Genomic DNA, 22,368 nt, shown 5'->3' with positions numbered 1-22,368 from the left:
CCATAGTGGCGGCATGGACGACAACGAGTTGTACCCGATCGGGGACGTGGCCCGCAGGACCGGGCTGAACGTGAGCGCCATCCGCTACTACTCCGACGCCGGGATCATCGCACCCACCCAGGTGACCGAGGCGGGCTACCGCCTGTACGACATCCGCGCCATCGCCCGGCTCGAACTCGTCCGCACCCTCCGCGATCTGGACGCCGGCCTGGACGACATCCGCCAACTGCTTGACGGCGAGACGTCGCTCCACGATCTCCTCACGACGCACCTGGAGCTCGTCGAGCGGCAGGAGCGGGACCTCCGGGCCAGGAGGGCCGTGCTGCGAACGCTGGTCAAGCAGGGTGGCACGGCCGCGCAGGCGGCCCTGATGCACAAGCTCGTCGCGATGCCCGACGAGGAGCGCGAGCGGCTCGTCGACGCCTTCTGGAACGAGGTCGGCGAAGGCCTCGACGTGCCGTCCGGCTTCGTCGAACGCCTGCGCACGATGCGGCCGCGGCTGCCGGAGGACCCCACCGCCACCCAGCTCGAAGCCTGGATCGAGCTGGCCGACCTGGTCCAGGACGAGGAGTTCCGCGGCGCGGTCCGCTCCTACCTCCAGGACACGTTCTCCACGCCCCCGGGACGGCTCATGGCCGCCACACCGGTGCAGGACTTCATCTACGGGCCGGGGGTGACGATCATGGAGGACATCATGGCTGCGTACCGTTCCGGGCTGTCCGCGGACGCGCCACGCTCGCAGGAGCTGGCCGTCCGCCTCGTGGACGCGACCGCCGCGCTCGGCGGCTGCCAGGCGACCGTCGAGTTCCGGCGCGAGATGGCCGCGAAGTTCCTCGAAATCGATGAGATCCTCCGCGATGAACCTCAGGACGACATGTCCCGATTCGACCTCACTCATGGCAGGTACCTGTCCCTGGTGTTCGCGATCAACGGGACACCGCCCGTCGCGGACCAGCAGGTCGTGCCCTTCGCGTGGATCGCGGCGGCCCTTCGTGCTTCGCTCCCGCGCACGAGCCCCTGACACCGCCTGGGAGGATGACCTATGTGGCACCAGGAACGCGCATCACACGGGATGCCTGTGGGGGAGACCCGCTGGCCGCCGTAGCGGCCGCGATCGTCCAGGACGGGCGCCTCCTGGTCGTGAGCAAGCCCGCCGCCGAGCTGGCGCACCTGCGATGGATCTCCGGGCACGAGCGTGACGTTCAGCTCCCTCCCGCCGTCAGGGACCATGTTCTGCCGTTGTTGCGGCAGGGCGGTCTCATGGCGTCGTAGCCGGCAGGGCTTGAGTCTCAAGCCGCTTGAGACTCCATAGTGGCGGCATGGACGACAACGAGTTGTACCCGATCGGGGACGTGGCCCGCAGGACCGGGCTGAACGTGAGCGCTATCCGCTACTACTCCGACGCCGGGATCATCGCACCCACCCAGGTGACCGAGGCGGGCTACCGCCTGTACGACATCCGCGCCATCGCCCGGCTCGAACTCGTCCGCACCCTCCGCGATCTGGACGCCGGCCTGGACGACATCCGCCAACTGCTTGACGGCGAGACGTCGCTCCACGATCTCCTCACGACGCACCTGGAGCTCGTCGAGCGGCAGGAGCGGGACCTCCGGGCCAGGAGGGCCGTGCTGCGAACGCTGGTCAAGCAGGGTGGCACGGCCGCGCAGGCGGCCCTGATGCACAAGCTCGTCGCGATGCCCGACGAGGAGCGCGAGCGGCTCGTCGACGCCTTCTGGAACGAGGTCGGCGAAGGCCTCGACGTGCCGTCCGGCTTCGTCGAACGCCTGCGCACGATGCGGCCGCGGCTGCCGGAGGACCCCACCGCCACCCAGCTCGAAGCCTGGATCGAGCTGGCCGACCTGGTCCAGGACGAGGAGTTCCGCGGCGCGGTCCGCTCCTACCTCCAGGACACGTACGGCACGTTCCCGGGACGCGGCATCGCCGCCGCACCGGTGTGGGACTTCATCCACAAGGAGGGGGCGAAGATCGGGGAGGAGGTCTTGGAGGCGTACCGTTCCGGGCTGGCGGCGGACTCGCCACGGGCGCAGGAGCTGGTCGTCCGCCTGTCCAACGCCTCCGCCGAGACCTTCGGCAGGCAGGCCACGACCGAGTCACGTGACCGGCTGGCCAGGGCCTTCCTGCTCGTGGAGGATCTCCGGCGCGAGGACTCCGAGGAGGAGGCACGGTACGACGCCACTCACGGCAGATACCTGTCCCTGGTGGCCCTGATCAACGAGACCCCGCCCAGCACGGACGAGGACGATCCGGCGCTCTTCGCGTGGATCGCCTCAACCCTTCGTGCTTCGACCCGGCAAGGGGCGTGAGTGACGGGAGCGGCGCGTTGAAGCCGTTGCCGGGGCTGGGGGGCTCAGCCGACGCCGACGGTCTGCCGTTCAGGCTCGACGACGGCGACGACGCGTTCCTCTTCCCGGGGGTAGGGCCGGCCGGTGTACTTCGTGGAGATCCGGTCGATGATCTCCCAGGCCGCGTCGCCGTCCAGCCACCCGATGACCCGGCCGCGCACGATGACGGGCTGGAACGGGTCGTCGGCGGGCGTCAGGGAGAGCGCCACCCGCGGGTCGCGGCGCAGGTTGCGAGCCTTGCGTGAGTGCGGTCCCGTGAGGAAGACGATGTGGTCGCCGTGCGTCCCGATCCAGAGCGGGACGGTGTGGGGCGAGCCGTCCGGCAGGACGGTGGCGAGGTGGGCCAGCGAGGTGCCGTCGAGGACGCGGCGCACGTCAGGGCTGAGCATCTGCTTCTCCTGGCGGGAGGTGTCGTCTCATTTGCGTGCTCCGATCGGAGTTCCTTGAAGAGACTCCATGACCGTAGCACGCAGAGTTCCCTAAGGGAACCCCGACAGCTAGGCTGATGCCATGCAGCGCACGAAATTTGGCGAAATGGCGTGCTCGATCGCGCGCACGCTCGACGTCATCGGGGGACCCTGGTCGCCGCTCATCCTGCGTGACGTGTGGGTCGGGTTCACCCGGTTCGAGCAGATCCAGGCGGATCTCGGGATCTCGCGCAAGGTCCTCACCGAGCGGCTCGGCCACCTCGTCGAGTGCGGCGTGATCGAGCGCCGGCCCTACGACCGGCGGCCACGGTACGAGTACGTCCTGACGGAGAAGGGCATGGAGCTCGTCGACCTGCTCATGGTCATGGCCGGCTGGGCGGACAGGTGGCTCGCGGGCGAGGCCGGGCCGCCGGTGCTCTACCGCCATCACGCGTGCGGTGAGATCAGCCGTGTCGACCTGCGCTGTGCCCACTGTGGTGGGCCCATGCACGCCGGCGACGTCGACCTGCTGCCCGGCCCGGGCGCGGCCGTCTGAGGCCCCGCCACGGACCGCGCCGGAGATCCGCGGTCCGTGGCGGCCACGACGGAGCCCGGCGACGGGTTTCGTCAGTCGCCGAGGAGCATGGGGGTCCACCGGCGTACGGCCGCCGCCACGTCCTCTGTCAGGTACTGGAGCAGGTTGTCGTCGGGAGCGCCTGACGGGCCGATCACCACATCCGTCCCGTGGTAGGGGCCGGTGCCGGCGGCCAGGACGGCGGCCGCGGCCTCCGCCACCGGGCGGGTTACCCACTCCTGGATCTGGTCCCAGAGCGGGCGCATCTGCGGCGGCAGGATGTCGATCGTCATCTGCGCCGCGTTGGGCGTCGCGGCGGGTCCCGGGTCGACGGCGACGACCTGGACGCCCTGGCCGTCCAGTCGCTTGGCGAGGTCCATCGTGTGGGCGAGATGGGCGAGCTTCGCCCGGCCCGTCGCGGCCAGGCCGTAGTAGGGCCCCGGCGGCTCCACCTCCTCGAACTCCGGCACCGCCGCCATCATGGCGGAGGAGGTCACGTTCACGATGCGGCTGGGCGCACCCGCCTTGAGCGTGTCCAGCAGGGCCTCGGTCAGCACGTACGGCGACAGGTGGTTGAGCACCACGCTCGCCTCGATGCCGTCGGCGTTCTCCCAGCGCCGGGTCCACATGCCGCCCACGTTGTTGACCAGCATGTGCAGGGGCCCTTCCGAGGCCAGCCGATCCGCGAGCGCGCGGGTGTCGGACAGGGAGGAGAGGTCGGCGCGGAGGAAACGACCCGCGGCGCGCCCTGCCGCCTCCTCCAGCCGGGCTGTCGCGGTTGCGCCGCGTTCGGCGTCGCGGCCCACGACGGTGACGTCCCAGCCCCGTGCCGCCAGCCCCGCGGCCGTCTCCAGGCCGATGCCGCCGGTTCCCGCGGTAACAACCGCCTTGCGGGCATGCTCAGACATTGCGTCATCCATTCAAGAGGGTGAGGTGAACGAGTGCCGCGGGCGAGGTCGCGGGCCGATGGGCTCCGCGCCGCGGCGCTAGACCAGCACACACCGGCCACCGCCGGAAGGGAAGTTCCGATGCGGCAGACCGCCATGTCGCAGCGGCATAGCCGCACGTGAGAGACTGCGCGTGTGGCTGATGTGGAGATTCGCCAGTTGCGCTACTTCATCGCTGTTGCCGAGGCACACAACTTCACCAGGGCCGCCGAGCGGCTCGCCATGACCCAGCCCGCGCTCTCACGCGCCATCCGCGCCCTGGAGCGGGACGTCGGCGCCCAACTGCTCGTCCGCGCCCCTGGCGACGTGAGCCTGACCCCCGCGGGTGAGGTGCTGCTGGGCGAGGCCAGGACCCTGGTCGCCCAGGCCGGACATGCCCTGTCACGGGCCCGCAGGGTCGCGGGGACGCAGGCCCCGCTGACGGTGACCGGGCCCGGGTGCGACGCCTCGCTGCTGAACGAACTCGTGCGGTCGTACAACGAGACCGAGCCGCGGATGCCCGGCCATGCGGTGGTCGGCAACGCGGGCGACCAGTTCGGCCGGCTGCGCTCCGGCGCGGCCGACGTCGCGTTGTTGCGCGCGTCGGTCGACGACGAGACGCTGGACAGCGTGGTCCTGCTCATGGAGCAGGTGCACGTGCTGCTCGCGGCGTCGCATCCGCTGGCGGGCCGGGAGTCGATCGGTGTGGCGGACCTGGCCGACGAGCCCGTGGTGCGCTGGCAGGGAGACAACCTCCAGCACATCGCCTCCGAGCTCTGGCCGGACGGGCTTCCAGGGCGGCCGGGGCCGGAGGCGAGCGACGGCCTGCAGATGCTGGCGGTGGTCCGGCTGGGGCAGGCCGTCGTCCTGAGCACGCCCCGGGCGGCGGCGGCGACGGGATCGGCGGACGTCAGGGCCGTCCGCCTCAGCGACGGGCCGCCGGTGCCGCTGCGCCTGGCCTGGCTCCGCGACCACCCCCAGGTGCAGTCCGTACACCGGTTCGCCCACCACAGCAGGGCCGTCTGCGCGAACCGGGACGGGCAGGCGGGCTAGGGATCGGGCGCGATGGCGGCCAGGCGTGGGGCGAGCCGCCCGGCCATGAGGCGGTAGCCGTCGGCGTTGGGATGCAGGGCGTCAGGGAGCAGGAGGCGAGCGTCGCCGGCTCCGAAGACGCTCGGCCCGTTGACGAGGTGGAGGTCGGTCACGCCGCATCGGCGCAGCGTGGTCACGGCGTCCGTGACGGCGCCGCGGACCTCGTCGAGGGTCATCATCGCCTGGTTGGCCAGCCGCTCGCGGCCCGGTGAGACGATCGGCGAGATCACGGCGATCGGCGCCTGCGGATGTGCGTCGCGAACGGCCTGGATGAACCCCGACACCTGGCCGGTGAGCGTCCGCGGGCCGAGGCTCGCGCTGCCGTGGACGTTGATCCCGAGGCAGAGCGAGATCAGGTCCGCGGGCGTACGCGCGATGGCCCTGGCGACGATGGGATCAAGGTGACACTCCCCGGCGAAGCCGAGACAGGTGAGATCCCAGCCGAGGCGCCGGGCCACGAGAGCGGGCCACGTCTCGCTCGGGCCGGAGGCCGAGCGGCACTGCGTGATCGAGCTCCCGTACGTGAGCCAGCGGAACCCCTCGTCCGCGGGGGCGGTGGCGTACGTCGCGCCGTGCAGGACGAGGGGTCCTGTCCGGATCTCGCCGAACTGGGGCAACCACACCTCGATGACCTTGGTGCCGGGCGGCAACGCGACGTGGCTCGTCGTCGCACCTGCCGTCAGCGCCGTCCGCCGCCACAGCGCTCCGTCCACGACGACATCCAGCGACGTCACATCATCGTCGACGGCGTGGGTGCACAGCTCAAGCGCGGTCGCGTCGGTACGGACGACCGCGCGCACACCGGCCGGCATGCGCGCACGCGTGACCAGGCCGGGAGCGTGGGCGGTGGCGATCCGGTCCGGTGGCAGCCGCCACGGTTGCCATGAGCCGCCCTCCTCCGTCCAGGCCAGGCCGCCCCGCCAGACGGCCGGCCGGGCGTCGGGAGCGAGCTGGATCGGCGCCACGCGAGCCGGGTCAGACCTCGGCGCCGAGCACGACGTTCCGCCAGGATTCCCCGTCGGAGAGCGCGAGGCCGCGCTTGCCGGTCTTCGGGTCGCGGATCATGATGATCCCTCCGGTGTGGTCGGCCGCGTCCGGCAGTGTGCCGGGTGCGTGTTCGGCCAGGGCCACCTGGTGTGCGTACACGGTTCGCATCCGCCGGTCCGCGCTGCCCAGGTCTCGTCCGTTGTCGACGGGGGGAACCAGCCCGGTGGCGTTGGAGATCATGGAGACCAACGCGTTGGTGGACGTGGTCGAGCAGAGCAACTCGGTGGCGGCCGATCCCGACTGGTTGACGGGGACGACCCGCAGCCCGCCTTTGACGCCCGGGTTGGCGTTGCTGCCCTCCACGACGAACGAGCCGTAGCGGTCCTCGCCCACCTTGACGGACCCGGTCGAGGTGCTGACCACCTTCGCCGCCGCTCCCAGCGGCTCGGCCACCTCGATCCGGTTGAACCGGCCCGGTTCGGCCTGCACGAACGAGTCCGCCCCCACCGCGCCCGCGACCAGCGGCACATGCGCGGAGGCGTTGCCGATGACGTGTGACTCGTGCAGCCCGCCGGTGGTCATGACCGGCGGCCGGTCGGCTGGGTCGGCCGAGATGACGTTGCCGATGATGCTGAACGCGCTCGCCTTCCCGGCCACCCTGATCGCGGCGGCATCGGATTTGCCGTCGAGGTTCCAGTGGTCGAACGAGTTGTTCGCAATGGTGATCTTGCTGGCGTCGTTCTCGAACCGGATCGGCGAGTGGTTGAGCCAGTTGAACGTGTTCCCGCTGATGGTGACATTCTGCGCCTTGACGCCGCTGGAGAACTGGATGGCGCTCGGGCCGTCGTTCAGCGGCGGCTCGAACCCGCCGAGAACGTTGTCGCCGATGGTCAGGTTGTGGCCCCCGCTGGTGATCTCGATGATCGGCCCGTTGTCCCCCTTTTCCACCACGTTTCCGCTGATGGTGGAGTTGGACAGGCTGCCGATCAGCAGGCGCCGGCCGATGTCGAGCAGGTTGCCCTGGATGATCGCGCCGCGGAAGTCGCTGTCCTCGGCTCCCTGCGTGACGATGGCCTGGAACGGGCTGTGGAAGTGGTTGTTGGTGATGAGCCACTTCCGCAACCCGTACGGCGGGACGTGGACGCCGCCGCCTTCGACGCCTTCGGTGGGCCAGGCAAGGCTGATGCCGGTGGTGCAGAGGGCGACGAGGTTGTGCGAGAAGTACAGCCCGCGGCCGACGTGCTCGACGGCGAGCTTGAACGACACGAACGTGCACTCCAGGATGGCGGCGTCGGTGTCGTCGGTGTTGACCTCGCCGGCGAAGCGCAGCGCCCGGTTGTTCTCGGTCTTGGCGGGGGCGACGAAGGCCAGGCCATAGATCGCGGCGAGCGAGCACCGCACGTCGATGCCCACACCGTCGTGCTCCACCTGGATGATCGACGCGCGGTTCGTCATGGTGCTGTAACCGCGTAGCTGGATGCGGTTGAAGTTCTCGCCGGGCTGGTCGGGGATGACGATGGTCCGGGTGATCCGGTAGGTCCCCGGCGGGAAGACGACGATCCGGTACTGGGTGCGCTGGGCGTTGATGGCCTGCTCGATGGCGTCGGTGTCGTCGTGCTCCCCGTCGGCCAGCGCGCCGTACTGTTGTGGCGTGACGACGTCCTGCGGTTCCGCGGTCGCGGCCGCCGCGGGTGCCGGCCCCCAAGACACGGTGGCCGCGGCCGCGCCCAGTGCCGCACCGCCGATCCGTAACAGCGCTCGCCGATCGGTTCCCTCAGACATGGCCCCTACCTCCTGTGAAGCGGGTTGATACGTATAGATCGTGGATCGTACAGACCGGATATCCGGCTCACAAGGGGCGGTGCGTTGCCCCTTGTGGGGCTGCTTACGACATCTTGAGGAAATATTGGGGAAATCTGCCCCTTGTGGGAACCGCCCTCGGGTCCCTAGAGTGCCTCGGAGTCGTTACGTATTAGTCAAGTGGATCGCCATGCGCAAACGAGCGGGGCCACGACGCCCCACCCAGGTCGAGATCGCCCAGCGGGCCGGAGTGTCCCAGGCCACCGTCTCCCTCGTGCTCAACGGGGGACCGGGCGTGCCCGTCGCCGAGGAGACCCGCCGCCGGGTCCAACAGGCGATCGAAGACCTGGGGTACGCCGTCAACCCCGCCGCCCGTGCGCTGCGCGGGATGACCGTCAAGACCATCGGGCTCTACACGTTCGAGTCGGTGTTCCCGGTCGACCAGCGGGACTTCTACCACCCGTTCCTGCTCGGAGTGGAGGAGGAGGCGGCCCGGCTCGGCTACGACCTGCTGTTGTTCACCTCGGCCAACACCGCCCACGGCGGGGTCTACGCCAGGGGGCGCAACGCGCTGCTGAAGGCCGACGGCTGCGTCCTGCTGGGCCGGCACATCTCGCGGGACGACCTGGCGAACCTGGCCAAGGAGGGTTTCCCGTTCGTCTTCATCGGCCGGCGCGACATAGAGGGAACCGAGCTGTCCTACGTCGCCCCCGATTACGTCACCCCGACCGCGGCCCTCGTAGAGGAACTGGTCGCCCTCGGGCATCGGCGGATCCTGCTCCTGCGGCAGATCGACGGCGCGGAACCGGGCGACGATCGCGAGCTCGGCCTGCGACAAGGCGCCCAGGCCGCGGGCCTGAGCCCCGACGACCTCGTCGTCGAGTTCTCCTCCGGTGCCGAGGACATCGGCACGGACCGGGTCACCGGATGGGTCCGGGCGGGGATCACCGCGGTCGTGGTCGAGCCCTCCGAGGACAACGCCAGCGGCCTCGCCCTGGCCGAGGTCGCCGAGGCGGCCGACCTGCGCATCCCGGACCACCTGTCGGTCGCCTTCCTGGGCTCCGCGCCGCCGCCGACCGCGACCAGGATCTGGACGTCGTTCGAGATACCACGGGTGGAGATCGGCCGGGCCGCGGTGCAGCTGCTGGTCAACCTGCTCGAAGGCGCGGAACAGCCGCCCCTTCAGCTGGTCGTGCCGTGCACGGACGTACGCGGCAACTCGATCAGCCGGGTGGTGCGGCGATGACCAGGTACGCGTTGCGCACCGCGGCGACCGGCGTCCTGATCGTCTTCGGGGCCGCCACCCTGGTGTTCTTCATCATGCGGGCCGCCCCCGGGGACCAGGCTCTGGTGCTGCTCGGGCCGGACGCCACGGCGGCCGAGGTGGCGGCCGCCCGGACCCGGCTCGGCCTGGACCAGCCGCTGCCGATCCAGTACTGGCACTATCTGACCCAGCTGGCGACGCTCGACTTCGGAGAGTCCTACCGCTTCGGACAGCCGGCGGTCGAGCTGGTGTTGTCCCGGCTGCCGGCGTCGGTGGAGCTCACCCTGACGGCGACCGTCATAGCGATGACGGGCGTCGTCCTCGGCGCGCTGGCCGGCGCCCATCGCGGCCGGTGGATCGACCGCGGGATCTCGGGTTTCGCCCTGACCCTCTACTCCATGCCGCCGTTCTGGATCGGGATCATGCTGATCCTGGTGATGGCGTTGCAGCTCCGGCTGCTCCCCAGCGCCGGCGTCGGCACCCCGGCGCACATCGTGCTCCCGGCGCTCACGCTCGCGGCCCCCTTCACCGCGCTCCTCACCCGGATCACCCGCAGCAGCGTCGCCGACACCATGGCGGAGCCCTACGTGCAGCGGGCGTACGCCAAAGGGCTGAGCACGCGCGAGGTGGTGACCGGACACGTGGTACGCAACGCGGCGACCCCCGTGGTGACCGTCGGCGCGCTGCACGTGAGCACGCTGCTGGGCGGCGCGGTGATCGTGGAGAGCGTCTTCACCTGGCCCGGCCTCGGCTCGTTGCTGGTGACGGCGGTCACCAACCGCGACTACTCGATCGTGCAGGCCGCCGTGCTCCTCATCGCGGTCATCGTGGTCTGCTGCAACGTCGCGGCGGACCTGATCGCCGCCCGGCTTGATCCGCGAGTCAGGCTGGGGGCACGCGCATGAGCGCGGTGACCGTCCGGCCCCGGTTGTGGCCCGTCCGCCTGCGGTCCACGCCGACCGTCGCCACGATCGCCACCGTCGTGCTCGCCGGCTACCTGCTCGTCGGCCTGCTCGGCCCGCTGCTGATCGCGTACGACCCGGTGGCGACCAGCGTGGCGGACCGGCTGCTGCCGATCGGGGCGACGAGAGCGGATGGCACGGTCGCCCTGCTGGGCACCGACGGCGCGGGCCGGGACATGCTCGGCCAGCTCGTCTACGGCGCCAGGACGTCGATCATCATCGGGATCTCCGTGGTGGCCGCCTGCCTGGTGGTGGGGCTGGCCTTCGGGACGCTCGCCGGCTACCTCGCCGGCTGGACCGACGTCGCGATCTCCCGGTTGATCGACATCCTGATGGCCTTCCCCGGCATCCTGCTGGCGATCGTGATCGCCGGCCTCTTCGATCGCAGCATGCTGGTCGTGGTCCTGGCGTTGTCGGTGGCCGGCTGGGTCGGCTTCGCCAGGCTCGCCCGTGGTCTCACCCTCTCGCTGCGCGAACGACCGTATGTCGACGCGGCGCGGCTGATCGGGGTCGCCACTCCGGTCGTGATCATCCGGCACGTCATCCCGTTCGTCATCGGCCCGGTGACCGCGTTGGCGACCACGGAGTTCGCCGGCGCGGTGTTGTCCGAGGCCGGGCTCAGCTTCCTGGGCCTCGGCCTGCCCTCGGCCACGGTCTCCTGGGGTCAGGTCATCGCGAACGGCAAGGACTATCTGGACACCGCCTGGTGGATCTCTGCGCTACCGGGGCTGGCGCTGACCGGCCTCGTGGTGAGCACGGGCCTGCTCGGCGACCATCTCACCCAGCGTCTCGGCACCAGCCGCTGACGGCTCAGCCAATGTCAGGAAGGATTCCCATGAGGCCCGTTCGGCTTCGTCGTGCGGTGGCCCTCGCCGCCGCGACAGTGTCCATCGTCGGGCTGGTCGCTTGCAGCACCACCACCGGCGGCTCGCCGACCGGTGGTGCCGTGCCGCAGGAGCTCGCCGTCGCCGTCTGGACCCCGATCGAGAACCTCGACCCGCACGGCGCGTCCGCGATGGACAACGGCACCCAGGTGGCCGCCAAGGCGATCTTCAGCGCGCTGGTCCGTACGGCGGGGAAAGGCACGTTCGAGGGCGTGCTCGCCGAGTCGTGGCAGGCCAACGAGGACGCCACGGAATGGACGTTCACGCTGCGGAAGGACGTCAAGTTCTCCGACGGCACGCCGGTCACCAGCGCCGACGTCGTGGCCTCCTTCGAGCGGCTGCTGGCGCTCAAGGGCGCGATGGCCGGCAACTTCGCCGGACACAAGGCCAAGGAGAGCGGCACGAACAAGGTCGTCATCACGGCCGAGGACCCCGATCCCGCGCTGCTCGGCAAGCTCATCACCTTCTACGTCACCCCCGCCGCGCACCAGGACGACGACTGGACCAAGCCGATCGGCTCGGGCCCGTTCATCGTCGAGAAGTTCACGCCCGGCCAGAGCCTCGTGCTCACGCCCAACCCCGGCCACTGGCGCGGCAAGCCGGCGCTGAACCGCCTGGAGCTGCGCAGCATCCAGGAGATGGCGGCGCGGATGACCGCGCTGAAGACCGGCGAGGTGGACATGACGTGGGCGGTCCCCGACGACCAGTTGCCCGGCCTGAAGGGCAACTCCGACCTCGTGGTCGAGAAGGACTCGGGCAGCGGCGTCATCACCATGTGGATGAACGGCTCAGAAAAGGGGCTCAAGGAAGCGGCCGTCCGGCGCGCGCTGTGGCAGGCGGTCGACTTCGCCACCATCATCAAGTCGCTCTTCCCTGAGACCGGTTCGGCGGCGAACTCGGTGGTGACCCCCAACGTGCTCGGCCACGCGCCGCAGACCCCGGTGACGTACGACCCGGCCGCCGCCAAGAAGGCGCTGGACGACGCCGGCTGGGACTACGACCAGACGATTCAGATGCAGTTCTCCCAGCCGCAGTTCCAGCAGTTCGCCGACGCGGTGGCGAGCGACCTCGCGAAGATCGGGGTCAAGGCCGAGCCCACCCAGAAGGAGGCGGCGGTCTTCCTGCAGGATCTGCTGGCGTTGAAGTGGGATCTGAACATCCAGCAGCTCGGCACCGCAGGCTTCGACGCGGCGACCAACCTCGGCCGGTTGTACACGTGCGCGGCCAAGCGCACCGGTTACTGCAACCCCGAGCTCGACAAGCTGCTGGCCCAGGCGGGCTCGACCAGCGACACCGCCAGGCGGCAGGAGCTGTACGCGCAGGCCAACAAGATCATCTGGGACGACGCGGTCGGTATGTACCCCATGTTCGTGCGCAACCTGTACGTCCGGAACAAGTCCGTACAGGGCCTCACCGTTCCCCCGGACCTCACGCCGGACTTCTCCACCGTCCGGATCGGCACCGGCGCATCATGAACCGGTCCTCGAACGTCACCGATCCGGTGCCGGCGGAGCTCGACCCGGAGCCGGCGTCGTTGCTGCGGGTCGAGCACCTGTCGATCGACCTGCCGGGCCCCTCCGGCGCCATCCGCGTGGTGGACGATGTCTCGTTCACCGTCGCCGCGGGCCGGACCACCGGCCTGATCGGCGAGTCGGGCAGCGGCAAGACGATGACGGCGACCGCGATCATCGGGCTGCTGCCGGCCGGCGCGGCGGTCTCCGGCCGGCTGCTGTGGCACGGCGAGGACATGACCGCCATGGCGGAGCAGGATCGCCGCCGGCTGCGCGGGCGCGGCATCGCCATGATCTTCCAGGACCCCCAGGCGGCGCTGGACCCGACGCAGACGATCGGCCGGCAGGTCGGCGAGATCCTGCGGCGCGGCGGAATGCCCGCGAAGGAGGTCCGCCGGACCGTGATCGACCTGCTCGGCCGGGTGGGCATCCCGGACCCGGAGACCCGGCACGCTCAGTATCCCCACCAGTACTCGGGCGGGCTGCGACAGCGGGCCATGGTGGCGACGGCACTCGCCGGCTCGCCGGAGCTCATCCTCGCCGACGAACCGACGACGGCGCTCGACGTCACCGTGCAGGCCCGCATCCTCGCGCTGCTGAGGCGCGTCCGCGACGAGGAGGGCATGGCCATGCTGCTGGTCAGCCACGACCTGCGGGTGATGGCACACGTGGCGGACGAGGTCGTCGTCATGTACGCCGGCCGGATCTGCGAAGTCGGCGGCGGCCGGGAGGTGCTCAACAGCCCGGCCCACCCGTACACGCGGGCGCTGGTGGTGAGCGTCCCGGCCGTACGCAGCAAGACGGCCATCGCCGAGCCGCTGCCGGGCAGCCCGGCGAGCCCGGCGGAACGCCCGAGCGGCTGCCCCTTCCACCCGCGGTGCGCCAAGGCGCAGGACCGGTGCCGAAGCGAGGTGCCGCAGATGCGCCGGGTCGCCGCGGGCCGGCAGGTCGCCTGTCACTTCCCGGAGGAGATGTGAGCGCATCGGCTCTGATCGAGGTCAGCGACCTCGTGGTCAACTTTCACACCCGGAGGGAGCGCAGGCGCGGCACCGCACCGAACGCCGTCGACGGCGTCTCCTTCGCCCTTCGCCCTGACGAGACCCTGGCGATCGTGGGGGAGTCCGGCTCGGGAAAGACCACGGTCGCCCGCTGCGTCGTCGGACTCCAGGCACACCAGGAAGGGGCGGTCCTGTTCGACGGGGCTCCGGTCGGCCCGGTGGCGAGGCGGTCACCGGCGACCCGGCGGGCGATCCAGATGGTCTTCCAGGATCCCGCGGCCTCGCTCAACCCCCGGATGAGCGTCCGGTCGATCATCGCCGAGACCTGGCGGACCCACCCCTCGGCCGCTCCGGACGGCCGATCCTGGGATGCCGCGATCGGCGAGCTGCTCGCGGACGTCGGCCTGGACGCCGACGTCGCCACCCGGCGTGCCACGGCCCTGTCCGGCGGGCAGTGCCAGCGGGTCAGCATCGCCCGCGCGCTCGCCCTGCGTCCCCGGCTGCTGGTCTGCGACGAAGCCGTCTCGGCACTCGACGTCTCGGTGCAGTCGCAGATCCTGCGGCTGCTGGCCGGCCTGCGCGCCGCTCGCGGGCTCGCCATCCTCTTCATCACCCACGACCTCGGGGTGGTCCGGCAGATCGCGGACCGGGTGGCGGTCATGCACCAGGGCCGCCTGGTCGAGACCGCGGCCGCCGACGATCTGTTCGAGCGGCCCGACCATCCGTACACCAGGAAACTTCTCGACGCCGCCCTTGACCTTGAGGGCGCCTGAATTCACATGCAACCAGGGGGAACGTTGGAATCGCGGATCACTGATGCGGATCTGGCCATCATCGGCGGCGGCGTCGGAGGAGTCGCCGCCGCGCTCGCAGCTCTGCGACGCGGGCTGCGGGTGGTGCTGACCGAGGAGGGCGACCGCATCGGCGGGCAGTTCACCAGCCAGGGCGTGCCCCCGGACGAGCACAGGTGGATCGAGCAGTTCGGCTGCACCGCCTCCTACCGCCGGTACCGGAACGCGGTCCGCGATCACTACCGGACGTGGTATCCCCTCACCCTGGCGGCCAGGAACCAGCCACACCTGAACCCCGGCCTGGGCCGCGTCGGTGCGCTGTGCCATGAGCCGCGGGTCAGCGGCGCGGTGCTGCGCGCGCTGGTCGACCCCTACCTGAGCAGCGGCCGGCTGCGCGTCCTGCTCCGTGCGCGGCCGGTGGCGGCGGAGACCGACGACGACCGGGTCCGCAGCGTGACGGTGGACTGTGCGGACACCGGCCTGGTGCACATCACGAGCCCGTACTATCTGGACGCGACCGAACTCGGCGACCTGCTGCCGCTCGCGGGTGTGGAACACGTCACCGGGTTCGAGTCCCGGCACGAGACCGGTGAGCCCAGCGCGCCGGAGGTGGCGCAGCCCGGCAACATGCAGGCGTTCTCCTGGGTGTTCGCCGTCGATCACCGCGAGGGCGAGGACCACGTGATCGACCGGCCGGCGAACTACGACCACTGGAGCGCGTACCGTCCCGACTACTGGCCCGGACCGCAGGTCGGGCTGACCGCCCCGGACCCGCGGACGCGGGAGCCGCTGACACGGACGTTCACCCCCAACATCCGGTCAGGGCCCGTGCTCGCCGACCAGAGCCAGGACCCGGGCGATCGCGAACTGTGGGAGTTCCGCCGGGCCGTCGCGCGCGAGCTGTACGAGCCCGGCTTCGTGACCAGCGACGTCACCCTGGTGAACTGGCCGATGATCGACTACGTGGCGGGGCCCCTCATCGGAGTGGGCGAGGAGGACAAGGCCCGCCACCTCGCCGGCGCGCGTGAGCTCTCCGCGAGCATGCTCTACTGGCTGCAGACCGAGGCGCCACGGCCGGACGGCGGCCGCGGCTGGCCGGGGCTACGGTTGCGGCCGGACGTCATGGACACTCCCGACGGCTTCGCCGCCGCCCCCTACATCCGCGAGTCCCGGCGGATCAGGGCCGAATACACCATCGTCGAGCAGGACGTGTCTCTCGCCGTGCGAGGTGTGGCGGGCGCGACGCCGTACGACGACGCGGTCGGCATCGGCATGTACCGGATCGACCTGCACCCCTCGACGGGCGGCGACAACTACATCGACGTCCCCAGCTGCCCGTTCCAGATCCCGCTCGGCGCCCTGCTGCCCGTACGCATGAGGAACCTGTTGCCGGCCGGCAAGAACATCGGCAGCACGCACATCACCAACGGCTGCTACCGGCTCCACCCCGTGGAGTGGAACATCGGCGAGGCCGCCGCCTCACTGGTGGCCTACTGCCTGGGGGAGACGGTGGAGCCGCACGATGTCCGGCGCAAGGAAGGACACCTGCGGGCGTTCCAGGGCGCGCTGAAGGCCGACGGCGTGGAGCTGTCCTGGCCGGAGATCCGGGGGTACTGATGCCGGTGTCAGGTGTGATCGTCCCCGCCGTGACCCCGATCGGCGAGAGCGGACGCCCGGACCTCGCGGCCGGCCTGGGGTACTTCGGCGCGCTCGCCGCCGCGGGCATCACGAAGATCATGCTCCTGGGCACGAACGGCGAAGGGCCGTTGCACCAGACGGAGGAGATCAACGCGTTCCTCGGCGACGCCGTCGGCCACTGGCGGCGGCTGGCGCCGGACGGCTCCGTCGTCGTCAACGTCTCGGCCGCCGGCACCCGTGAATCGCTCAGGCGGGCCGAGATCGCCGCCGAGGCCGGGTGTGACGCGGTCGCCCTCAGCCCGCCCTGCTATTTCCACCATGACGAGCGCGACGTCGTCGAGCACTACCGGGCGAGCCGTACCGCGGCCGTGCCGGTGATCGCGTACAACATCCCGCGGTACGCGCCGCCCTTCTCGGCGGGCTCGATCGCGGCCGTCGCCGACATGGAGCACGTCGCCGGCGTCAAGGACAGCTCCGGTGACACGGACATCCTGCGCCAGTGGCTCGACGTCAAGCGCCACCGGCCGGACTTCGGGGTGAGCCAGGGAGCGGAGGGCAAGATGCTCGACGCGCTGGCCGCGGGCGCGGACGGGATCACCCCCGGAATCGCCAACATCGCCCCGCGCGTCGCGCTGGAGCTGGTCGCCGCCTACCACGCCGGCGATCAAGATCGTGCCGTCCTGGCCCAGAAACGGGTCATCCGGTTGCTCGGGGTGCACGGGATCCGGGCCGGAGTCCCGGTCGTCAAGGCGAGCCTGGCCATGCGGGGCCTGTGCCGCGCCGAGGTCGCCCCACCGCTGCGGACCCTCGACGACGGCGAGCTGGCGGCACTGCGCGAGTTCCTGACGGGATTCGAGCCGGACCTGATCGGAGCCGCCGATGGCTGACGTCGAGTGGTGGCGTACCGCGGTGATCTACCAGATCTACATCCGGTCCTTCGCGGACGGCGACGGCGACGGGATCGGCGACATCGCCGGGATCCGCAGCCGCCTGGGCTATCTGGCCGAGCTCGGTGTCGACGCCATCTGGATCACGCCGTGGTACGCGTCGCCGAACAACGACGGGGGCTACGACGTATCCGACTACCGCGCCATCGCCCGCGAATACGGCGACGTACGCGGGGCCGAGCAGCTCGTCGCGGAGGCGCACCGGCATGGCCTGAAGGTGATCCTGGACATCGTGCCGAACCACACGTCCACCGATCATCCCTGGTTCCAGGCCGCGCTCGCCGCCCCGCCGGGCTCCGCGGAACGCGCCAGATACCACTTCCTGGACGGCCGGGGAGCCGCGGGGGAGGTCGTGCCCAACGACTGGCGCAGCACGTTCGGCGGCCCGGCCTGGACCCGGGTGCCCGACGGGCAGTGGTACCTGCACCTGTTCGATCCCACCCAGGCCGACCTGAACTGGTCCAACCCCGAGGTTCGCGCGGAGTTCCTGGACCTGCTGCGCTTCTGGTTCGACCGCGGGGTCGACGGGTTCCGCGTCGACGTCGCCACCGGCCTGGTCAAGCACCCCGGCTATCCCGATCTGGGCTACCGCGAGGAGGACCTGCTCGTCCTCACCGACGTGCCCGACCATCCGCACCGGGACCGCGACGAGGTGCACGCCGTCTACCGGGAGTGGCGCGAGGTGGCCGATGCCTACGACCCGCCGAGGGTCTTCGTGGCCGAGGCGTGGGTGGCGGATCCCGAGCGGCTGGCCCGGTACGTGGCGCCGGCCCAGCTCCACACCGCCTTCAACTTCCCCTTCCTGCAGTCCGCGTGGGACGCCGGCGATCTGTTCACGGTGATCGACTCCACGCTCCGCACGATGTCGCTCTCTGGGCCGCTCTCTGGGCCGCTCTCTGGGCCGCTCTCTGGGCCGCTCTCTGGGCCGCTCTCTGGGCCGCTCTCTGGGCCGCTCTCTGGGTCCCTCCCCGGTGCGCCGCCGACCTGGGTGTTGTCCAATCACGACGTCGAACGGACGGTGACCCGCTACGGCCGTGCCGACACCCGCAAGCACCAGGGAAGGTCCGGTCACGAGCTGGGCCCGGTCGACGAGGATCTGGGCCGCCGTCGCGCCAGGGCCGCGCTGCTGCTGATGCTGGCGCTGCCCGGCGTCGCCTACCTCTATCAGGGCGAGGAACTCGGGCTGCCCGAGCACATGGACATCCCCGACGATCGCCTCCGGGATCCGATCTGGACCCGTTCCGGCGGGCGGCGCCGAGGACGCGACGGCTGCCGCGTACCGCTGCCCTGGACGCCGGCACCGGACGGCGCCGGGTTCGGTTCGGCGGACCCATGGCTTCCGCAGCCTCCTGGCTGGGGGCGGCTCTCGGTGGCGAACCAGGTGGACGACCCGGCCTCCACCTACCACCTCGTGGCGCGGGCGCTGCGGATCCGGCGGGAGCTGGACGTCCCCCAGGAGCTCGAATGGGTGGACCGAGCCGGCTCGGTCCTGCGCTTCCGGCGCGGACCGGACTTCGAGTGCGTCGTCAATATCGGCGCCACGGAGGTGCCGGTGCCCCCGGGCACGCTCACCCTCCTGCGCAGCGACACCCTCGACGCGGCACACGATCCGCTCGGACCGGACACCGCCGCCTGGTTGCGCCCGCAGGGCGGGAGCGGGCCATGAGACGGCCCAACATCGTGCTGATCCTCGCCGACGACCTGGGCTATTCGGACATCGGCTGTTATGGCGGTGAGATCCGCACGCCGAACCTCGACCGGATCGGGCGGTCCGGGGTGCGGCTGTCGCAGTTCTCCAACACGGCACGATGCAGCCCGTCGCGCGCGTCCCTGCTGACCGGGCTGCATCCGCACCAGACCGGTATCGGTGTTCTCGCAGGCAACGGCGCACCCGGAGGGTATCCGGGCAGCCTCAACGACCGCTGCGTGACCGTCGCCGAACTGCTGGGAGCCGCCGGGTACGCCACCGGCATGTCGGGCAAATGGCACCTGAGCGGGCCGTTGCGGGAGCCGGCCGACTCGTGGCCCACGCGGAGAGGGTTCGGCGACTTCTTCGGAACGCTCAGCGGATGCGGGAGCTACTACGACCCGGCGACGCTGTACCGAGGCGAGGTGGACGCGAGCGCCGAAGTCCGCGATCCGCGATTCTTCTACACCGATGCGATCACCGATCACGCGGTGGAGTTCATCGGCCGGGAGGCCGCCGCCGGTCGTCCGTTCTTCGCCTACGTGGCCTACACCGCGCCGCACTGGCCGCTGCACGCGCCCGAGGAGGACATCGCCGGATACGACGGCGTCTACGCCGCGGGCTGGGACGAACTACGCGCCCGCCGGCTGGATCGGCTGCGCGCCGAGGGCCTGCTCGGCGCCGAGTCGGCACTGTCCGCGCCCGACCCGGCGCAACCACCGTGGGCGGCGGCGCCGGATCAGGCGTGGGAGGCACGCCGCATGCAGGTGTACGCCGCCCAGGTGGAGCGGATGGACCGGGGCATCGGCCGGATCCTCGACCAGCTGACGGCATCCGGAGTCTCCGACGACACCATCGTGGTGTTCCTGTCGGACAACGGCGGCTGCGCCGAGATCCTGCCGCTCGGCGACCCAGCAGAGTTCCGGACCAGACGGCACATCGTGCCGGCGACCACCCGGGCGGGCGCCGAGTTACGCGTCGGCAACACCCCGGACGTCGACCCCGGCCCGGAGGACACCTACGTGAGTTATGGCCCGGCGTGGGCCAACCTGTCGAACACCCCGTTCCGCCTCTACAAACGATGGGTCCACGAGGGAGGCATCGCGACCCCGTTCATCGTGCACTGGCCCGCGGGGGGCCTGGCCGCGGGCCGGATCGTCCGAACGCCCTTTCAGCTCACCGACGTGCTGCCCACCCTGCTCGCCGCCGCCGGCGTCGACTATCCGCGTGAGTACCGGGGGCGGGAGGTGCCGCCCCCCGAGGGGCGCAGCATGTTGCCCGCCCTGCGCGGGGCGCCGGTCCCGGACACGTGGCTGTTCTGGGAGCACCTCGGCAACGCCGCCGTACGCCGGGGGCGGTGGAAGCTGGTCCGCGAACACGCGGGGCCATGGGAGCTGTACGACATGGACACCGACCGCTCCGAGCTGGCCGACCTCGCCGACCGCCGCCCCGGCCTGGTCGCCGAGCTGGCCACGGCTTACCAGGGCTGGGCGCGGCGGGTCGGCGTCATAGCCCGGCGCTCACCTCCGTCACCTGCCAGCCGACGGCGCGGGCGCAGGTGATCGTCTGAGACGCCGGTGTCGTGGGCGCGCGAACCTACGTGGCCGCGTGCTTACGGGCGTTCGTGGTGAGGGTGTTCTGGTGCCTCCACGAGCTGAGGTGCTCGTAGATCACCTTGGCGAAACCCGGCGCGGTCTTCTGCTCGGTCCAGGAACGTTGGAGTTCGGACCCGATGGCCAGCCAGTTCGCCGGGACCACCCCGGCCTGGACCAACCGCAGCACAGCGGTGTCGTGAGTCTCCTTGGTGGTGGCAGCCGAGGCGTCGACCACCGCGTACACCTCATGACCGCGGTCGAGAGCGGTCAGGGCGGTCAGCGCCAGGCAGACGTCGGTCTGAACACCCGCCATGATCAGTCGCCGGCGCCCGGTCGCCTCGATCGCGGCGGCGAAGTTCTCGTCGTAGAACGCGTCGAAGCCCTCGTGCCGGTGGATGACGGGGTGGTCGCCCAGGACCTCGGCGAGCTCCGGGTACAGCGGGCCGGACGGCGCGTCATCGTAGCCGTTCGTGACGACCAGCGGCATGTCGAAGACCTTCGCGACCTTCGCCAGGGCGACTGCGCCGCTGATGTTCTCTTCGAGTGTGTGAGATCCGATTAGGTTGGAGAAGCCGATCGCGTGGTCGATCAGGACGATCGCGCTGTTGTCCGGGGAGAGCGGTGTGCGTGCCATTGTCTGTCCTCTTCCGCTGTCGGAACTGCAGGTGCGGGTGGATCCGACCACCCGGCGACATCAGCTCTAACTTGTCTGCACAGGCAGATATTTCCGATGCGTGGCCCGGTGCGCTGTGATACCGCGCACACATGTCTGCGGGCCTTGTGGCCAGCGCTCCGCTATCGTCGCTCAGCGGTGCTCCGAGAAGGTCCTGCTGTCCGTGCGTCCTGGGGTCGCCACCCCTGCGGCCGGGGCTAGCCGGCGACCTGCGTGGTGACGCGCTGGATGGCCTTGACGGCGATGTCGGGCTGGTCGGTGTAGATGTAGTGCCCGCTCCTGGTGGCGGTGCTCAGCGTGCTGTTGCTGGAGATGGCGAGCCACTTGCGCTGGCCTGCGGCCCACGCCTTCTCCAGGCGCGGCCCGTAGGCGGGGACGGCCTCCAGGTACGGCTGCCCGTGCGTGATCACCTCGACCGGGATGTCCCCGGCGGAGCGGACCTTGCCGTCGGGGATGACGAGCTTCTCCGGGTTCTGCCCCTTGAAGACCGCCAGGTTCTGCGCGCGCACCCCGGCCGCCGGGCCCTTGGCCGAGCCCGGGATCACCTTGGCGATGTCACCGGCCATGGTGGAGGGGGTGGCGTCCATCAGCACCAGTCCCTTGACGCGGTCCTGGTGGCCGGGGGCGTAGCGGGCGGCGATCAACCCGCCCAGCGAGTGCCCGGCCAGCACGACCGGACGGTCACCGGCGATCCGCTCCAGCACCCCGGTCAGGATCTTGCCGGTGCTGTCGAAGTCCTGGGGGCCCTGCGGCTGGTCGCTGCCGCCCGCGCCGAGCCGGTCGTAGGAGCAGACCCGGTTCTTCTCGCTCAGCGTCTTCTGCAGAGCGGCCATCTTGTCCAGCGTGTCGCCCCCACCGTGCATCAGCACGATGACCGGCTTACCGTCCGCCGCGTCACCCGCACACGACACGTTCACCGACCGGCCCGCAACGTCGATCTTCTTCGTCCCGTCGATCAGGTCGGCCTCGACCTGCTGCTCCGCGGAGGCGATGGGGTCCCAGTTCTCCCACGCGTCGCCGTTGCAGCCGGCGGCTCCCGCGCCGATCACGGTGCTGCACAGAGCGGCCAGAACGGTTGCCTTGATCGTGCGGGGCATGGGTCCTCCAGTGATTGACGGGGTGGTGTGGTGGGAAGCGGCGAAGCGCCTCAACCACGCCTCAACGCTAGGGATCGGGCGGTCCCCGAAGCGTCCCCGCACGGTGGACATTCGCCGGTAGCTCGCACGGGGGACAAGCCCGCCGGCGTCCTCCGAGTGAACCGGTCACCAG

General features: G+C 70.8%; 21 protein-coding genes. 15 read left to right on the top strand and 6 right to left on the bottom strand.

Translation table 11 applies throughout. From position 1 onward, the window contains the following. The 3 genes from E1294_RS21510 to E1294_RS21500 form a co-directional block, all read left to right on the top strand. The coding region (locus E1294_RS21510; RefSeq protein ID WP_342775070.1) for a MerR family transcriptional regulator at positions 1-1,021 on the top strand (1,021 nt) is incomplete at its 5' end. A 23-nt stretch (positions 1,022-1,044) separates the two neighbouring features. After that, positions 1,045-1,272, top strand: coding sequence for an NUDIX hydrolase (locus tag E1294_RS21505; RefSeq protein WP_220447858.1), 228 nt, complete (start codon positions 1,045-1,047; stop codon positions 1,270-1,272). A gap of 47 nt (positions 1,273-1,319) precedes the next feature. Beyond that, positions 1,320-2,324, top strand: a complete 1,005-nt coding sequence (locus tag E1294_RS21500) for a MerR family transcriptional regulator (protein WP_132510796.1) — start codon at positions 1,320-1,322, stop codon at positions 2,322-2,324. A gap of 44 nt (positions 2,325-2,368) precedes the next feature. Here the strand turns inward: E1294_RS21500 and E1294_RS21495 are convergent, their stop codons facing one another. Beyond that, the gene (locus E1294_RS21495; RefSeq protein ID WP_132510794.1) at positions 2,369-2,752 is read right to left on the bottom strand and encodes a TIGR03618 family F420-dependent PPOX class oxidoreductase; all 384 of its coding nucleotides are present in this window, start codon (positions 2,750-2,752) and stop codon (positions 2,369-2,371) included. A 121-nt stretch (positions 2,753-2,873) separates the two neighbouring features. On the opposite strand from E1294_RS21495, the gene E1294_RS21490 reads away from it, so the two are divergent. Beyond that, the gene (locus E1294_RS21490; protein ID WP_132510792.1) at positions 2,874-3,326 is read left to right on the top strand and encodes a winged helix-turn-helix transcriptional regulator; all 453 of its coding nucleotides are present in this window, start codon (positions 2,874-2,876) and stop codon (positions 3,324-3,326) included. Positions 3,327-3,397: 71 nt separating this feature from the next. Here the strand turns inward: E1294_RS21490 and E1294_RS21485 are convergent, their stop codons facing one another. Continuing rightward, positions 3,398-4,252: an SDR family NAD(P)-dependent oxidoreductase gene (locus E1294_RS21485; protein WP_132510790.1), complete on the bottom strand. Its 855-nt coding sequence runs from the start codon at positions 4,250-4,252 to the stop codon at positions 3,398-3,400. 174 nt (positions 4,253-4,426) lie between these two features. On the opposite strand from E1294_RS21485, the gene E1294_RS21480 reads away from it, so the two are divergent. Further along, entirely contained in the window at positions 4,427-5,323 is an 897-nt protein-coding gene (locus tag E1294_RS21480; RefSeq protein ID WP_132510788.1) for a LysR family transcriptional regulator, read from the top strand. Here E1294_RS21480 and E1294_RS21475 read toward each other — a convergent pair. Together E1294_RS21475 and E1294_RS21470 are read right to left on the bottom strand one after the other, a co-directional pair. Then, the gene (locus tag E1294_RS21475; RefSeq protein WP_132510786.1) at positions 5,320-6,327 is read right to left on the bottom strand and encodes an SGNH/GDSL hydrolase family protein; all 1,008 of its coding nucleotides are present in this window, start codon (positions 6,325-6,327) and stop codon (positions 5,320-5,322) included. The genes E1294_RS21480 and E1294_RS21475 overlap by 4 nt on opposite strands. A gap of 10 nt (positions 6,328-6,337) precedes the next feature. After that, the gene (locus E1294_RS21470) at positions 6,338-8,131 is read right to left on the bottom strand and encodes a right-handed parallel beta-helix repeat-containing protein (protein ID WP_132510784.1); all 1,794 of its coding nucleotides are present in this window, start codon (positions 8,129-8,131) and stop codon (positions 6,338-6,340) included. A 208-nt stretch (positions 8,132-8,339) separates the two neighbouring features. Between E1294_RS21470 and E1294_RS21465 the strand changes: the two genes are divergently transcribed. The 10 genes from E1294_RS21465 to E1294_RS21420 are packed head-to-tail and all read left to right on the top strand — an operon-like array spanning position 8,340 to position 20,393. After that, a complete protein-coding gene (locus E1294_RS21465) occupies positions 8,340-9,395 on the top strand; it encodes a LacI family DNA-binding transcriptional regulator (RefSeq protein WP_132510782.1) in 1,056 nt (351 codons plus the stop codon). Next, entirely contained in the window at positions 9,392-10,318 is a 927-nt protein-coding gene (locus E1294_RS21460) for an ABC transporter permease (protein WP_132510780.1), read from the top strand. The genes E1294_RS21465 and E1294_RS21460 overlap by 4 nt, the downstream gene beginning before the upstream one ends. Continuing rightward, complete coding sequence (locus E1294_RS21455) at positions 10,315-11,181, top strand: ABC transporter permease (RefSeq protein ID WP_132510778.1); 867 nt, start codon at positions 10,315-10,317, stop codon at positions 11,179-11,181. Before E1294_RS21460 ends, E1294_RS21455 begins: the two co-directional genes overlap by 4 nt. A gap of 29 nt (positions 11,182-11,210) precedes the next feature. After that, the gene (locus E1294_RS21450) at positions 11,211-12,734 is read left to right on the top strand and encodes an ABC transporter substrate-binding protein (RefSeq protein WP_165977408.1); all 1,524 of its coding nucleotides are present in this window, start codon (positions 11,211-11,213) and stop codon (positions 12,732-12,734) included. Next, positions 12,731-13,747, top strand: coding sequence for an ABC transporter ATP-binding protein (locus tag E1294_RS21445; RefSeq protein ID WP_132510774.1), 1,017 nt, complete (start codon positions 12,731-12,733; stop codon positions 13,745-13,747). Before E1294_RS21450 ends, E1294_RS21445 begins: the two co-directional genes overlap by 4 nt. Beyond that, positions 13,744-14,541, top strand: a complete 798-nt coding sequence (locus E1294_RS21440; RefSeq protein ID WP_132510772.1) for an ATP-binding cassette domain-containing protein — start codon at positions 13,744-13,746, stop codon at positions 14,539-14,541. The genes E1294_RS21445 and E1294_RS21440 overlap by 4 nt, the downstream gene beginning before the upstream one ends. Before the next feature lie 24 nt (positions 14,542-14,565). Further along, positions 14,566-16,176 (top strand): FAD-dependent oxidoreductase, encoded by a 1,611-nt coding sequence (locus E1294_RS21435; RefSeq protein WP_246083170.1) that lies wholly within the window; start codon positions 14,566-14,568, stop codon positions 16,174-16,176. Continuing rightward, on the top strand, positions 16,176-17,084 hold the full coding sequence (locus E1294_RS21430) for a dihydrodipicolinate synthase family protein (RefSeq protein WP_132510768.1): 909 nt from the start codon (positions 16,176-16,178) through the stop codon (positions 17,082-17,084). Before E1294_RS21435 ends, E1294_RS21430 begins: the two co-directional genes overlap by 1 nt. Next, positions 17,077-18,810, top strand: a complete 1,734-nt coding sequence (locus E1294_RS21425) for an alpha-amylase family glycosyl hydrolase (protein ID WP_132510766.1) — start codon at positions 17,077-17,079, stop codon at positions 18,808-18,810. Before E1294_RS21430 ends, E1294_RS21425 begins: the two co-directional genes overlap by 8 nt. Continuing rightward, positions 18,807-20,393, top strand: a complete 1,587-nt coding sequence (locus E1294_RS21420) for an arylsulfatase (RefSeq protein WP_132510764.1) — start codon at positions 18,807-18,809, stop codon at positions 20,391-20,393. The genes E1294_RS21425 and E1294_RS21420 overlap by 4 nt, the downstream gene beginning before the upstream one ends. A 34-nt stretch (positions 20,394-20,427) precedes the next feature. On the opposite strand, the gene E1294_RS21415 is transcribed toward E1294_RS21420, so the two are convergent. Further along, positions 20,428-21,060, bottom strand: coding sequence for an isochorismatase family protein (locus E1294_RS21415; protein ID WP_132510762.1), 633 nt, complete (start codon positions 21,058-21,060; stop codon positions 20,428-20,430). Positions 21,061-21,296: 236 nt separating this feature from the next. Next, on the bottom strand, positions 21,297-22,196 hold the full coding sequence (locus E1294_RS21410; RefSeq protein WP_132510760.1) for an alpha/beta fold hydrolase: 900 nt from the start codon (positions 22,194-22,196) through the stop codon (positions 21,297-21,299). Positions 22,197-22,368 lie beyond the last annotated feature (172 nt).

The sequence above is a fragment of the Nonomuraea diastatica genome (assembly GCF_004349015.1).
Classification (GTDB): domain Bacteria; phylum Actinomycetota; class Actinomycetes; order Streptosporangiales; family Streptosporangiaceae; genus Nonomuraea; species Nonomuraea diastatica.
This window is presented reverse-complemented; position numbering and strand designations above follow the sequence as displayed.

Coding starts and splice junctions, on each gene's coding strand:
- E1294_RS21500 (WP_132510796.1), top strand. CDS start 1,320: ATGGACGACAACGAGTTGTACCCGATCGGGGACGTGGCCCGCAGGACC.
- E1294_RS21495 (WP_132510794.1), bottom strand. CDS start 2,752: ATGCTCAGCCCTGACGTGCGCCGCGTCCTCGACGGCACCTCGCTGGCC.
- E1294_RS21490 (WP_132510792.1), top strand. CDS start 2,874: ATGCAGCGCACGAAATTTGGCGAAATGGCGTGCTCGATCGCGCGCACG.
- E1294_RS21485 (WP_132510790.1), bottom strand. CDS start 4,252: ATGTCTGAGCATGCCCGCAAGGCGGTTGTTACCGCGGGAACCGGCGGC.
- E1294_RS21470 (WP_132510784.1), bottom strand. CDS start 8,131: ATGTCTGAGGGAACCGATCGGCGAGCGCTGTTACGGATCGGCGGTGCG.
- E1294_RS21465 (WP_132510782.1), top strand. CDS start 8,340: ATGCGCAAACGAGCGGGGCCACGACGCCCCACCCAGGTCGAGATCGCC.
- E1294_RS21460 (WP_132510780.1), top strand. CDS start 9,392: ATGACCAGGTACGCGTTGCGCACCGCGGCGACCGGCGTCCTGATCGTC.
- E1294_RS21455 (WP_132510778.1), top strand. CDS start 10,315: ATGAGCGCGGTGACCGTCCGGCCCCGGTTGTGGCCCGTCCGCCTGCGG.
- E1294_RS21450 (WP_165977408.1), top strand. CDS start 11,211: ATGAGGCCCGTTCGGCTTCGTCGTGCGGTGGCCCTCGCCGCCGCGACA.
- E1294_RS21445 (WP_132510774.1), top strand. CDS start 12,731: ATGAACCGGTCCTCGAACGTCACCGATCCGGTGCCGGCGGAGCTCGAC.
- E1294_RS21430 (WP_132510768.1), top strand. CDS start 16,176: ATGCCGGTGTCAGGTGTGATCGTCCCCGCCGTGACCCCGATCGGCGAG.
- E1294_RS21425 (WP_132510766.1), top strand. CDS start 17,077: ATGGCTGACGTCGAGTGGTGGCGTACCGCGGTGATCTACCAGATCTAC.
- E1294_RS21420 (WP_132510764.1), top strand. CDS start 18,807: ATGAGACGGCCCAACATCGTGCTGATCCTCGCCGACGACCTGGGCTAT.
- E1294_RS21415 (WP_132510762.1), bottom strand. CDS start 21,060: ATGGCACGCACACCGCTCTCCCCGGACAACAGCGCGATCGTCCTGATC.
- E1294_RS21410 (WP_132510760.1), bottom strand. CDS start 22,196: ATGCCCCGCACGATCAAGGCAACCGTTCTGGCCGCTCTGTGCAGCACC.